The organism is Microbispora corallina (genome assembly GCF_016863035.1).
In the GTDB taxonomy this organism is placed as follows: Bacteria; Actinomycetota; Actinomycetes; order Streptosporangiales; family Streptosporangiaceae; genus Microbispora; species Microbispora corallina.
In genome coordinates this window covers 183,279-195,843 of record NZ_BOOC01000013.1, presented here as the reverse complement: position 1 = coordinate 195,843, position 12,565 = coordinate 183,279, and the positions used below count along the sequence as shown (strand labels likewise).

Genomic DNA, 12,565 nt, shown 5'->3' with positions numbered 1-12,565 from the left:
GACGCCGATGACCCGCGACGCCGCGCGGTCGCAGGACGAGCGAGAACGGGACGAGCGGGAACGGGACGAGCGGTCACGGGATGAGCGGGAACGGCTGCGGGAGACCTTCACGCAGGTGGCCGACCTGTACGACCGTGCCCGTCCCCGGTATCCGGAGCCGCTGTTCGACGACCTCGCCGCGCTGACGGGGGCAGGTCCGGGCAGCCGGGTGCTGGAGATCGGGTGCGGGACGGGCCAGGCCACGCTGCCACTGGCCGAGCGCGGCTGCGCCGTGGTCGCGGTCGAGCTGGGCAGCCGGATGGCGTCGGTGGCCCGGCGCAACCTCGCCGCCTTCCCGCTGGTCGAGGTGGTGACGGCCCGCTTCGAGGAGTGGCCGGCGCCGGACGAGCCGTTCGACCTGGTGGTGTGCGCGACCGCCTTCCACTGGATCGACCCGGCCGTGCGGATGGACCGGTGCGCCGACGCGCTGCGGCCCGGCGGCGCCCTCGCGACCGTGGTCACCCATCACGTGGCCGGCGGCACCGAGGACTTCTTCGCCCGGGTCCAGGACTGCTACGAGCGGTTCGACCCCGCCACGCCTCCCGGGCTGCGCCTGCGGCCCGCCGCCGAGATCCCGTACGACGACGACGGGGAACTGGAGCGCTCGGGCCGGTTCGGCCCGCCCGTCTTCCGCCGGCACGAGTGGGAGCTGTCGTACTCGACCGCGGAGTACCTCGACCTGCTCCTGACGTACTCCGGGCACCGGGCGCTCGACCCGGCCGCGCGGGAGGGACTGCTCGCGTGCATCGCCCATCTGATCGACACCCGTCACGGCGGCCGTATCACCAAGCGGTACCTGGCCGAGCTCCGGGTGGCCCGCCGCCTCCCCTGACGCTCACTGCCCGGCCAGAACTCCGGTGTCGATCGTGAGGTCCCACGGGCTCGGGAGTCCCAGCGGGTCGCCCAATGCCACCTCGACCTCCGTCCGGTAGGTGCCACCGTCCGGTTGGGACAGGAGGCGGGCGGTGGCCGTGAACGTGTCGATGACGAGGAAGAGCGGCACGCCCGCGATCGCACAACTCTCAGGCTTGACCACGTGGTCGTCCCGCACGCTGCTCTTCGAGACGACCTCGACCACCAGGAGTGTGCTCGCGCCGTAGACCTCGTCCTCTCCCCACATGCGGCGGTCCTTCGGGACGATCGTGAGGTCGGGGATGTACCGGTCGACCTGCGGCCCCAGGAAGAGTTTGATGTTGGTCCACACACTCCATCCGCGGCTCGCCACCAGGGCGGCCAGCTGCAGGATCAGACGAGATACCACGTCGTTGTGCTCGCCGGTCGGCACCTCCCTCACCACGATCCGGCCGTCGATGACCTCCACCCGCGCATCGGGCAGGAGATCGCACACCTCCCGATACCGCCGCAGCAGCTCGGCCGATTTGATCTCGGCGGGCGTCTCGTGCCGGTCCAGAACCTTGGCCATGCACTCATCATCTCCTCCGGGGGGCGGTCGTAACGTGATCGGCGCGACACGTAATGTAATCGCAAACCGGGCCGCCCCGGCGGAGGATTCGAAAGTCAGTTCTTCCGGACGAGGGTGAGGCCGTCGGCGACCGAGAGCAGGGCGCCGGTCACCCGGTCGTCGGCGGCCACGAGGTCGTTGAAGGCACGCATGCCGGGCACGTTGCCGCCGGCGGAGGGGTCGGTGATCTCGCCGTGCTGGAGGGTGTTGTCGACGGCGATGAGGCCGCCGGGGGCCAGCCGTACGAGGACCTCCTCGTAGTAGACCGGGTAGCCGGACTTGTCGGCGTCGATGAAGGCGAAGTCGAACAGCTCCTCGCGGGGGAGGGCGCGGAGGGTGTCCGCCGCCGGGCCGAGGCGAAGCTCGATCTTCCCGGCGACGCCGGCCTTGTCCCAGTAGCGCCGGGCGACCGAGGTCCACTCCTCGCTCACGTCGCAGGCGAGCAGCCGGCCGTCCTCGGGCAGCCCGCGGGCGATGCAGATCGAGGAGTAGCCGGTGAAGGTCCCCACCTCGACGGCGCGGCGGGCGCCGGTCAGCCGGACGAGCATCGTGAGCAGCGTGCCCTGCTCCGGCGCGATCTGCATGCTGAAGCGGTCGCCGGCGAGCCGGCGGGTCTCGTCCGCGAGGCTGAGCAGCAGGTCGTCGGGCGGCGTGGTGTGGGCGGCGGCGTACTCGGCGACGGCGGGGGAGATGTAGGAGGCAGCCTTCATGGCATCACCTTAGGACGGCGCGGGCGGGCGTGCGGGGACGTCCCGTTTCCTGCCCCGGGGGAAGCGCTCTGAGCTGCGGGAACACCCTCAGTCGTCTCGTAGTATGAGATCGACGTGCCAGATGGTGAAGGCGTGTGGCAGACTCCAAGACACCATGCGCTACGGTCTGCTCATTATCGGCAGGCGCGCCGGCTGAAAAAGGACAACGCCGGCGCGCAGACCTCTCACGTCCGTGAGGGGTCTTTTTGTTTGGGCCGGTGAACCGGTGAGCGCGCGCGGCGAGATGACATCCGCGAAGGAGACACGATGGCCGACGACGGCTTCCATGTGTACGACACGACGCTCCGCGACGGGGCGCAGCAGGAGGGGCTGAACCTCACGGTGGCCGACAAGCTGGCCATCGCGCGTCACCTGGACGGCCTCGGCGTCGGCTTCATCGAGGGCGGATGGCCGGGCGCCAACCCCAAGGACACGGAGTTCTTCAGGCGGGCACAGACCGAGCTCGACCTGAAGCACGCGCAACTCGCCGCGTTCGGCGCGACCCGCCGGGCCGGTGTGAAGGCCGCCGACGACCCATTGGTGGCCGCCCTGCGCGACTCCGGCGCGCCGATCGTGACCCTTGTGGCCAAGAGCCACGACCGGCACGTGGAGCTGGCCCTCCGCACGACGCTGGAGGAGAACCTCGCGATGATCCGCGACACCGTCTCCCACCTGAGTGCGGAGGGCCGGCGCGTCTTCCTCGACGCCGAGCACTTCTTCGACGGCTACGCGTCCAACCCGGCGTACGCGCTGGAGGTCGTGCGCACGGCGGCCGAGGCCGGGGCGTCGGTGATCGCTCTGTGCGACACCAACGGGGGCATGCTCCCCGACGAACTGGCCGACGTCGTCCACGAGGCCGTCTCCACGGGCGCGCGCGTCGGCATCCACTGCCACGACGACACCGGCTGCGCGGTGGCCAACACCCTCGCGGCCGTCGCGGCGGGGGCCACGCACGTCCAGGGCTGCGCCAACGGGTACGGCGAGCGGTCGGGCAACGCCAACCTGTTCACGGTGGTGGCCAACCTGCAGCTCAAGCGGGGGTTCGACCTGGTCCCGCCGCAGTCGCTGCGCGACATGACCCGTATCGCGCACGCCATCACCGAGGTCACCAACGTCACGCCGAACTCCCACCAGCCGTACGTCGGGACCTCCGCCTTCGCGCACAAGGCCGGCCTGCACGCCTCGGCGATCAAGGTGGACCCGAACCTCTACCAGCACATCGACCCGGCCGAGGTCGGCAACGACATGCGCATGCTGGTCTCCGACATGGCGGGCCGGGCGTCGGTCGAGCTCAAGGGCCGCGAGCTGGGCTACGAGCTGACCGCCGAGCAGTCGCGCGAGCTCGTCGACCGGGTCAAGGAGCTGGAGTCCCGCGGCCACACCTTCGAGGCGGCCGACGCCTCGTTCGAGCTCCTGCTGCGCGGCACGGTCAGCGGGGAGCCCACGCGCTACTTCACGGTCGAGTCCTGGCGGGTGATCGTCGAGCGCCGCCCCGGAGGGGACGTCGTCAGTGAGGCGACGGTGAAGCTGCACGCCAAGGGGGAGCGGATCGTCGCCACGGGCGAGGGGAACGGCCCGGTCAACGCCCTCGACAAGGCCGTGCGGCTCGCGCTGGAGAAGCTCTACCCCGAGCTCGCCGAGGTCGAGCTGATCGACTTCAAGGTCCGCATCCTCGAGGGCGCCCACGGCACCGACGCCGTCACCCGCGTCCTCATCACCTCAAGCGACGCCACCGGCGAGTGGGCCACCGTCGGCGTCGACGAGAACATCATCGAGGCGTCCTGGCACGCCCTGGAGCAGGCCGTCACGTACGGCCTCCTGCGGGCCGGGCACAGCGTCTGATCGGGCAGTCCGGCCGGCTCGGGCCGGGGAGAGGGCCGGCTCCGCCGCGGCAGGCGGGGCCGGCCCTGGTCGTCTGCCGGTTCCGGACACCCGCGAACGGTCGCAAGTCAGATTTATCGTGAAAAGGCGTGTTGTTGCTGTGACATATGGTGCGAATGCTGCTTAGATAAGCGGAGTCTCCGAGGCGGTGTCCCCACCGTGACCGTCGGTCACGGAGGCCGCCCCGGCGTACCGAGCTCTGGTCGCGACGGAGGGTGACGGCAGGAAGCACACGACCATCACTCATCCCCACCACTCGCGGGCGCCCTGATTCCAGCGTCCCGGGTGCCAGGCTGCGCCCGTTCAGCACGTTCCGCGTCATGACCGTGGTGAGTTCGATAAATCATCGAACACAGTCAACCGGTCTCTCGACGCACGCCCATTTGGAGGCCCTGTGACAACCTCGCTGTCCTACTACGAGCAGGTCGGCGGCGCGCCGGCCGTCCGCACCGTCGTCGACGGCTTCTATGTGCGCGTCCTCGACGACGCCGATCTGAGGCCCTACTTCGCCGGCGTCGACATGCCCAGGCTGAAGCGGCACATGGTGGTGCTGCTGTGCTCCGTCCTCGGCGGCCCCGAGCCGTACGAGGGCCGCGACCTGGCCGAGGCGCACCGCGGCATGGGCATCACCGCGGAGCACTACGCGAAGGTCGGGGAGCACCTGCTGTCCGTCCTGCGGGAGGCCGGGGTGGGCGACGAGATCCTGCAGCACGTGGTGCTGACCCTGAACAAGGTGGAGTCGTCCATCGTCGCCGAGCCCGCAGAGACGGCCGACTGAGTGGACACGCAGGCTCTGAAGGACAGCTGGCACCTGGTCGCCCGGTCCGGCGACCAGGTGCCGCTGTACTTCTACTCGGCACTGTTCCTCGCCAACCCGGAGACGCGGGACCTGTTCCCGGTGTCGATGGCCCGCCAGCGCGACCGGCTCGTCAGCGCGCTCGGGCACGTCGTCAGCAACGTCGACCGGGTCGACGAGCTGGTCCCGTTCCTGCAGCAGCTGGGCCGGGACCATCGCAAGTTCGCCGTCGTGGCGGAGCACTACCCGGCGGTCGGCAGGGCGCTGCTCGCCACGCTGGAGCACTTCCTCGCCGACCGGTGGACGCCCGCCCTGGCCCAGGACTGGGCCCAGGCGTACGGCCTGGTGGCGCAGGTGATGGCGGACGCCGCCGACGACGCGGCCAAGACCTCGCCGCCCTGGTGGGAGGGCGAGATCATCAGCCACGAGACGCGCGCCCTGGGCATCGCGGTGATCCGGGCCCGGCTGAACTACCAGTACCCCTACCGTCCCGGCCAGTCGGCCTCGCTGTCGTACTCGATGCGGCCGCGCATCTGGCGGTTCTACTCCTTTGCGAACGCGCCCCGGCAGGACAACACCGTCGATTTCCACGTGCGCATGGTCGACGGCGGGGTGCTGAGCGCCGCCCTGGTCATGGGCGCGCGGCGCGGCGACGTCCTGCGGGTGGGGGCGCCGGTGGGCGACAAGCTGACGATCTCCGCCGACACCCCGGGCGACCTGCTGCTCGTCGCCGGGGGCACGGGCCTCGCGCCGCTGCGGGCGCTGGTGGAGCAGGTGATGTACGAGGGGCCGTCGCGCAGGGTCGACCTCGTCGTGGGCGCCCGGAACTCCCGGGAGCTCTACGACCTCGAGGCGCTGTCCAAGATGGCCGCCGAGCATCCCTGGCTGAATGTCGTCCCGGCCGTCTCCCACGACCCGTTCTACCGCGGCACCCGGGGCAACGCGGTGGACGTCGCACTGCAGGCGTGGCGTGGCCAGCAGGTCTTCGTCTGCGGCTCGGAGGAGATGGTTCAGGGCACCGTGGGGCGGCTGCTGGACGCCGGCGTGCCCCCCGAGCAGGTCCACTTCGACGAGTTCACGAGCGACAGAGGTCGGGAGTCATGACGGCAGAGACGTCCTGGGGAGATCGCCCGCTGCGCGACCGCCAGCCCCTCACCCCGGATCGGGTGCGCAAGCAGGAGTTCTCGCGCACCGCGCTCGGGCGCCGCGGCTACAGCGAGGACGAGGTGCGCTCGTTCCTGTACCGGATCGCGGACGACATCGCGGCCGGCGACAAGGAGAAGGCCGACCTGCGCGCCTACATCGAGCGCATGAGGCAGTGGTACAAGGAGCACGGCCTCAACCCGGAGCAGGCCGTCCCCCAGCAGGGTCTCAGCGTCGACGCGATCAACATCCTGTCCCGCGCGCAGCAGACCGCCGACGCCCAGATCGCGGAGGCGGAGGACTACGCCCGGCGGATCGTGGGCCAGGCCCGCCAGCAGTACGAGGAGATCCTCCAGGAGGCGCAGCGGCAGGCCGAGGAGGCCGCCAACCAGGCGGTCGGCGCCTACCGCTCCGGCGAGGGCGCGCACAGCGCCGAGGCCGAGGAGCTGGAGCGGCGGATCGCCTACCTGCGGACGTTCGCCGAGGTCACCCAGGTGCAGCTGCGCTCGGTGCTGGAGGGGCTGGCCCAGGAGGTCGGCAAGCTCGGGCACATCCCCGACCAGGGCCGGCAGGTCCTCAACGGCTCCTCGCCGCGCTGAGGACGGCCTACGCCAGACCCCCAGAGGACGTCGTCCGCAGGGTGACCGGCCCGCCGGGGGCGTGCACGATCACCGTGTGGCCGGAGCACGTCACACGGGGGTCGTCCGTGCCCGGGACGACGATCGTGAGCAGGGCCTTCGCCGTGGGCGAGACCACGACGGAGGCGGGCACCCGCTGCAGGTACGCCGGTGAGACCCACCCCTGGTAGGGGCTTGTCCGCCCGCGCACGATCTTCTGCCCGCCCGCCGGCCTGCACGACGGCAGCGACAGCTGGACCAGCGAGGCCCGCCACGAGCCGTTGGCGACCACGACCTTGCCCTTGCCGGAGGAGACGACCGTCAGCGCGGGGTCGAGGTGCCACAGGTCGCGCATGGGCCGCTCCGCGGTGTCGAGCACGGCCATCACGTCGTCGTGGTGGTTGACCAGCACCGATCGGGAGCGGCGGACGCCGTACGCCCGGTCGGTCAGCGTGAACGACTGCCGGTCCTCGCCGATCGAGCGGTGCGTGAGGGCGGTCGCGGTGCGCGGGCGCAGCTTCGCCCCCGCCACGATCGGCACGTTGTGGGCCTCCGGCGACTGCGTCCACCGCCGGTACGGCGTGCCCTCGTAGGAGACGAAGCCCGCCTCGGTGAGGATCGACCGGCCCTGGGCGTAGTAGGTGACGCCCAGATGGTCTTCGTGGCCGTGGAACTTCTGTCCCGGCCCGAAGCGGATCGAGTAGTAGGCCGACTGGGGGTCACCCCAGGCCGTGCGGCCGAAGACGTACCCGGCCTTGAACACCTGGACGGTGGCGTCGGCGTGGGCGAACCCGGCCGGCTGCACGTTGGCGGGCCCGTCGCCGATCGGCACGAGATAGCCGTTGGGCTGGGTGGCGGCGCTGATGTGCTCGGGCAGCCGCTTCCAGCGGGTGGCCAGGTCGGCGGGGACCGGGAGGCCGCAGTCGCCGATCGTGTCGACAGCCACCCTGAGCCGGTCGTAGACGTACAGGGCGTAGCGCGGGGCCTGCTCCCGCAGCGAGCCCTCGGAGTCGATGTCGAGCTTCGCGGAGCGCGCCATGCGGGTCAGCGCGAGCCGCTGCCAGCTCTTCTGCCGGTAGCGGCAGCCGATCCGCAGCAGGCCGATGTCCTGGTCGAGGCCGTGGTTGTGGCCGGCGTCGTAGTGCCGCGGGTCGGACAGCATCTTCGCGTGGACGGCCAGGCTGTCCTTCAGCCAGCGGTCGGGAACGTGCCTGCTCAGGCAGACCAGGGCGGGCGCGCGCAGCGCGATCGGGTGCTCCGACCAGGCGTACGGGCTGGTGGTGCGCCCGCCGGGCGGGTTGCGCGCCACCCAGTCCCTGGCGAGCTCGGTCGCCCGGGACAGGTAGTCGTCGCGGCCCGTCGACTCGTAGTCGGCCACCAGGCGGCCCACCCACCGCAGCGACTGGAACATCATCTCCCAGGACCGGTTCTTGTACGGGTCCATGCGCCAGTCGACCTGCTTGCCGATGGACACGGCCGGCAGGTCGAGGAACGACAGCTTGCCGTTCATGATGTCCGGCGACGTGGGGGTGGCCGGCAGCCAGTCGCCCTGGCACTCCGGCGTGCGCAGCACCCCGGAGGCCGCCCGCGCCGGCAGGGGCGCGAGCACGCCGAGGAGCAGGAGGGCCAGCAGGCCGAGGAGAGGGGTGCGGCCGCGCACGCCGGTTCCTTTCGAGCGACCGTGATGTGGAGGCGGGACATGCTGTCCGAATCCCGGTGATCTCGTCAAGTCGCAGGCGTATCCCTCGCCACGGCCGTGCTCTCCCAGATGCTCGGGCGGGGGATCGGCAGGCGGGCCTCCACGGCCTCGATCCAGCGGTCCGTCGTCGTGACGGCCGCGAAGTTCGACTGCATGACCACCAGCACGCTCTCGTGGACCTCCTCGGCCGTACGGCTCCCCGCGGCGTTCGCCAGGGGCACCGTACCGGTCGCGTCCGACAGGAACTCCACGGCGAACCCGAGGTGGAAGGCGTCGCGGGCGGTGGACTCGTCGCAGTTCTGCGTCATGTATCCCGCGACGGCCAGCGTGTCGACCCCGAGACCGGCCAGCAGGTCGCGCAGCCCGGTCTCGTGGAAGGCCGACGCCTTCGCCTTGTCCACCAGGTGCCGGTACCGCCGGCCTGCCACCTCGCCGCGCAGCTCCCACCCGTGGGAGCCCCGGGCGAACAGCGGGGACGACTCGGGGGCGGTGTGCCTCACCACCACGACGGGCACGCCGTTGCGTCCGGCGGCGTCCATGGCCCGCAGGATCGCGGCCAGGCTCTCCTCCCGCGGCGGATGCGCGATGGGCAGGGACCCCGTGAAGTACTCGTTCTGGACGTCGATGACGATCAGCGCTCGGTTCATGCCCCCAAGACTGGCCTGGCCGTCCCCGGCGCTGTGAGCGGGGTTCCCGCAAACGGCCGCTCGTGCCGGGACGGGCTCTCTGGCAGCCTGGAGCCCATGTTCCCCGAGACGCCCGCCGCCGCGGCCGCCCTGGCCGTCGCCACCCGCTTCTGCTCGCCCGCCCTGCTCAACCACTCCATCCGCTCGTACCTCTGGGGCGCCATGTACGGCCGGGCGCACGGCATCGCGTTCGACGACGAGCTCTACTACGTGTCCTCGCTGCTCCACGACATCGGGCTGACCGAGGGGTTAGACGGCCACCGGGTGGCGTTCGAGGAGGCGGGCGGCCACGTGGCCTGGGCCTTCGGGGTCGCCGCCGGCTGGCCGCGGGAGCGGGCCGCCCGCGCCGAGGAGATCATCGTGCTGCACATGAGGGACGACGTATCCCCGGCCGCCGACGCGGAGTCGCACCTGTTGCAGATCGCCACGAGCTGGGACGTCTCCGGGCGGCGGCCGGAGGAGTTCCCGCCGGAGGCGCGGGCCGAGGTGCTGGCCCGCCACCCCCGGCTCGGGTTCGGCGCGGAGTTCCTGGCCGCGTTCGAGGACGAGGCGCGGCGCAAGCCGTCGAGCGCGGCGGCGGAGGCGGTCATCGGCGGCATCGCGTCCCGCATCGCCGCCAACCCCCTCGACGCCGTGTCCTGAGCCCCCGCGCCCTGGACGTCAGCCCTGCTTGGGCGCCGCCGTCTCGACGACCTCGAACGACCACAGCTCCGAGCCGCTCGCGGCGGGACCGCCGTGGCCGTGACCGTGACCCTGGCCGTGCGGGTGGCCCTGCCTCTGGCTCTCCCCCTGGCTCTGGGCCTGCGCGGCGGCCTGGGCGTGGCCCGCCTGGAAGGCCTGGCTCTCCTGCCAGCGCTGGAAGTCCTCCTCGCTGCGCCAGCGGGTGTACACGAGGTAACGGTCGGTGCCCTCGATGGGGCGCAGGAGCTCGAACCACTCGAACCCGTCGGACGACTCGACCATGCCGGCCCGGTTGGCGAACCGCTTCTCGAGCTGCTCCCGCATCTCCTGGGGCACCGTCAGCACATTGATCTTCACGACCGAAGGCACTTGGACTCCCGTACGAAATCGATCCCCACGTGGCCGTGATCGGCCACCACGACCACCTTACGAGGGCGCTCCCGCCGGTCCCCGGAGGCGGGCCGCCCGTCGTCCACAGGCACGGGGCGGCGGGCGTGAGACCTCGGGGACATGACCTAGGCTCGTCACGTGCGTATCGCGAGGTTCTCCAAGGGCGACGGGGTCGCGTTCGGAGCGGTGGAAGACGGCGGCGAGGTCGTCGCAAGGATCAACGGCCACCCCTTCGGCGGGGTGGAGTTCACCGGTGAGAGGTTCCCGGTGGCCGAGGTCCGCATGCTCGCCCCGATGCTGCCCAGCAAGGTCGTGTGCATCGGCAAGAACTACGCCGACCACGCGCGGGAGATGGGCGGCGAGCCGCCGGAGGAGCCCACCCTCTTCCTCAAGCCGAGCACGTCCGTGATCGGGCCGGGCGAGCCGATCGCCTACCCGGAGAAGCTGTCGAGCCGGGTCGACTTCGAGGGAGAGCTCGCCGTCGTCATCGGGCGGCTGTGCCGCGACGTGCCGGTGGAGCGGGCCCACGACGTGATCTTCGGGTACACCTGCGCCAACGACGTCACCGCCCGCGACCTGCAGAAGAAGGACGGGCAGTGGACCCGGGCCAAGGGCTTCGACACGTTCTGCCCGCTCGGCCCGTGGATCGAGACGTCGGTCGACCCGTCCGACCTGGCGATCACCACCGCGCTGAACGGCGATCTGCGGCAGAGCGCGCGCACGTCCCTGCTCCTGCACGACGTCCCGGCGCTCGTCGCCTACGTCACCTCGGTCATGACACTCCTGCCGGGCGACGTCATCCTGACGGGCACGCCGGCGGGGGTCGGCCCGATGGCCGTCGGCGACGAGGTCAGCGTCGGCATCGAAGGAATCGGAACTCTCACTAACCGGGTGATCTCACGTGACTAGGGTGCGCTTCGCCCCCTCGCCCACCGGCATGTTCCACGTCGGCGGCGCCCGTTCGGCGCTGTTCAACTGGGCGATCGCCGAGCAGTCCGGCGGCACGTTCGTGCTGCGCATCGAGGACACGGACGCGGCCCGCAACCGTCCCGAGTGGACCGAGGGGATCATCTCGGCCCTCGCCTGGATCGGGATCAACGGCGACTCGCCCCACTTCGAGGGGCCCTACTTCCAGTCCGCCTATGAGCAGCAGCACCGCGAGGCGGCGGCCAGGCTGCTCAAGGACGGCAAGGCCTACCACTGCACCTGCACCCGCGAGGACGTCAAGGCGCGGACCGGCTCCGAGCACCAGGGCTACGACGGCCACTGCCGCGACCTCGGCCTCGCCGAGGGCGCCGTGCGCTTCCGGACGCCGGACGAGGGCGTGACGGTCGTGGACGACAAGGTCCGGGGGCGGGTGGAGTTCCCCAACTCCGCCATGGAGGACTTCGTCATCGTGCGCGGCGACGGCTCGCCGCTGTTCATCCTGGCCAACGTGGTCGACGACATGGAGATGCGGATCAGCCACGTCGTCCGGGCCGAGGAGCACCTGTCGAACACGCCGAAGCAGCAGCTGCTGTGGGAGGCGCTCGGCGCCCGGCCCCCGGTCTGGGCGCACGTCCCGGTGATCGTCAACGAGAAGCGCCAGAAGTTGTCCAAGCGGCGCGACAAGGTGGCCCTGGAGTCCTACCGCGAGGAGGGCTACCTCGCGGAGGCGATGGTCAACTACCTCATGCTCCTCGGCTGGGGGCCCGGCGACGACCGGGAGATCCTTCCCTGGTCGGAGATGATGCCGCTGTTCCGCCTGGAGGACGTCAACCAGGCCCCCGCGTTCTTCGACGAGAAGAAGCTGCGGGCGTTCAACGGGGAGTACATCCGGGCGCTGCCCCTGGACGTGTTCGTCTCGCGGTGCGAGCCGTGGCTCGACCGGTCCTGGGACCGGCAGGTGTTCGCCCGCGTCGCCGAGCTCGTGCAGACCCGGGTCGCCGTGCTGTCGGAGGTCACGGCCGCCGTCGACTTCCTCTTCCTCGACGAGCCGGTGTTCGACCAGGCCTCCTGGGACAAGGCGATGAAGCAGAGCGCCGCCGAGATCCTCACGGGCTACGCCGAGCGGCTGGAGTCGGCCGCCTGGGACCCGGAGTCGCTCAAGGAGGCGCTTGAGGAGGTGGGCGCCGCCCACGGGCTCAAGCTCGGCAAGGCCCAGGCGCCCGTCCGCGTCGCGATCACCGGCCGCACGGTCGGCCTGCCGCTGTTCGAGTCGATCGAGGTCCTCGGCCGCGAGCGCGCGCTCGGCCGCGTCCGCAGCGCTCTGGAGCGGCTGACGGCCGCCTCCTGACGGTCCCGGTCGGCCGCGGCGCGGAGCCCCCTTCAGGGCCCCGCGCCCGGGTGTGCTCCGGGACCCGCGTCGAGAGCCCCCGCCGTCGCGGTCCGGCTGTGGAGTCCTGCGCGGAAGGCCCCGCATCGGTCGCGATGCGGGGCCTTC

At 71.3% G+C, this 12,565-nt stretch carries 13 protein-coding genes; 8 read left to right on the top strand and 5 right to left on the bottom strand.

Annotation, left to right across the window (positions count from 1 at the left end; all coding sequences use genetic code 11):
• The first annotated feature begins 7 nt into the window (after window positions 1-7).
• Window positions 8-871, top strand: a complete 864-nt coding sequence (locus Mco01_RS16345; RefSeq protein WP_204057735.1) for a class I SAM-dependent methyltransferase — start codon at window positions 8-10, stop codon at window positions 869-871.
• A 3-nt stretch (window positions 872-874) separates the two neighbouring features.
• Here the strand turns inward: Mco01_RS16345 and Mco01_RS16340 are convergent, their stop codons facing one another.
• A complete protein-coding gene (locus tag Mco01_RS16340) occupies window positions 875-1,462 on the bottom strand; it encodes a Uma2 family endonuclease (protein ID WP_204057734.1) in 588 nt (195 codons plus the stop codon).
• A 95-nt stretch (window positions 1,463-1,557) separates the two neighbouring features.
• On the bottom strand, window positions 1,558-2,211 hold the full coding sequence (locus tag Mco01_RS16335) for an O-methyltransferase (RefSeq protein WP_204057733.1): 654 nt from the start codon (window positions 2,209-2,211) through the stop codon (window positions 1,558-1,560).
• A gap of 306 nt (window positions 2,212-2,517) precedes the next feature.
• Between Mco01_RS16335 and cimA the strand changes: the two genes are divergently transcribed.
• The 4 genes from cimA to Mco01_RS16315 all read left to right on the top strand — a co-directional run bounded on the left by cimA (window position 2,518) and on the right by Mco01_RS16315 (window position 6,669).
• Window positions 2,518-4,092, top strand: a complete 1,575-nt coding sequence (gene cimA / locus Mco01_RS16330) for a citramalate synthase (protein ID WP_204057732.1) — start codon at window positions 2,518-2,520, stop codon at window positions 4,090-4,092.
• A gap of 433 nt (window positions 4,093-4,525) precedes the next feature.
• Entirely contained in the window at window positions 4,526-4,909 is a 384-nt protein-coding gene (locus Mco01_RS16325; protein ID WP_204057731.1) for a group I truncated hemoglobin, read from the top strand.
• Window positions 4,910-6,031: a globin domain-containing protein gene (locus tag Mco01_RS16320; RefSeq protein WP_204057730.1), complete on the top strand. Its 1,122-nt coding sequence runs from the start codon at window positions 4,910-4,912 to the stop codon at window positions 6,029-6,031.
• On the top strand, window positions 6,028-6,669 hold the full coding sequence (locus Mco01_RS16315; RefSeq protein WP_204057729.1) for a DivIVA domain-containing protein: 642 nt from the start codon (window positions 6,028-6,030) through the stop codon (window positions 6,667-6,669). Before Mco01_RS16320 ends, Mco01_RS16315 begins: the two co-directional genes overlap by 4 nt.
• Before the next feature lie 7 nt (window positions 6,670-6,676).
• Here the strand turns inward: Mco01_RS16315 and Mco01_RS16310 are convergent, their stop codons facing one another.
• On the bottom strand, window positions 6,677-8,347 hold the full coding sequence (locus Mco01_RS16310; protein ID WP_239103648.1) for a heparinase II/III domain-containing protein: 1,671 nt from the start codon (window positions 8,345-8,347) through the stop codon (window positions 6,677-6,679).
• A 65-nt stretch (window positions 8,348-8,412) separates the two neighbouring features.
• Entirely contained in the window at window positions 8,413-9,033 is a 621-nt protein-coding gene (locus Mco01_RS16305; protein WP_204057728.1) for a cysteine hydrolase family protein, read from the bottom strand.
• A gap of 96 nt (window positions 9,034-9,129) precedes the next feature.
• Here Mco01_RS16305 and Mco01_RS16300 point away from each other — a divergent pair, with 96 nt between their 5' ends.
• Window positions 9,130-9,714, top strand: coding sequence for an HD domain-containing protein (locus tag Mco01_RS16300; RefSeq protein WP_204057727.1), 585 nt, complete (start codon window positions 9,130-9,132; stop codon window positions 9,712-9,714).
• A gap of 18 nt (window positions 9,715-9,732) precedes the next feature.
• Here the strand turns inward: Mco01_RS16300 and Mco01_RS16295 are convergent, their stop codons facing one another.
• On the bottom strand, window positions 9,733-10,122 hold the full coding sequence (locus tag Mco01_RS16295) for an antibiotic biosynthesis monooxygenase family protein (protein ID WP_204057726.1): 390 nt from the start codon (window positions 10,120-10,122) through the stop codon (window positions 9,733-9,735).
• A gap of 159 nt (window positions 10,123-10,281) precedes the next feature.
• On the opposite strand from Mco01_RS16295, the gene Mco01_RS16290 reads away from it, so the two are divergent.
• Together Mco01_RS16290 and gltX are read left to right on the top strand one after the other, a co-directional pair.
• On the top strand, window positions 10,282-11,052 hold the full coding sequence (locus Mco01_RS16290) for a fumarylacetoacetate hydrolase family protein (RefSeq protein WP_204057725.1): 771 nt from the start codon (window positions 10,282-10,284) through the stop codon (window positions 11,050-11,052).
• Entirely contained in the window at window positions 11,045-12,418 is a 1,374-nt protein-coding gene (gene gltX / locus Mco01_RS16285) for a glutamate--tRNA ligase (protein WP_275410505.1), read from the top strand. The genes Mco01_RS16290 and gltX overlap by 8 nt, the downstream gene beginning before the upstream one ends.
• Window positions 12,419-12,565 lie beyond the last annotated feature (147 nt).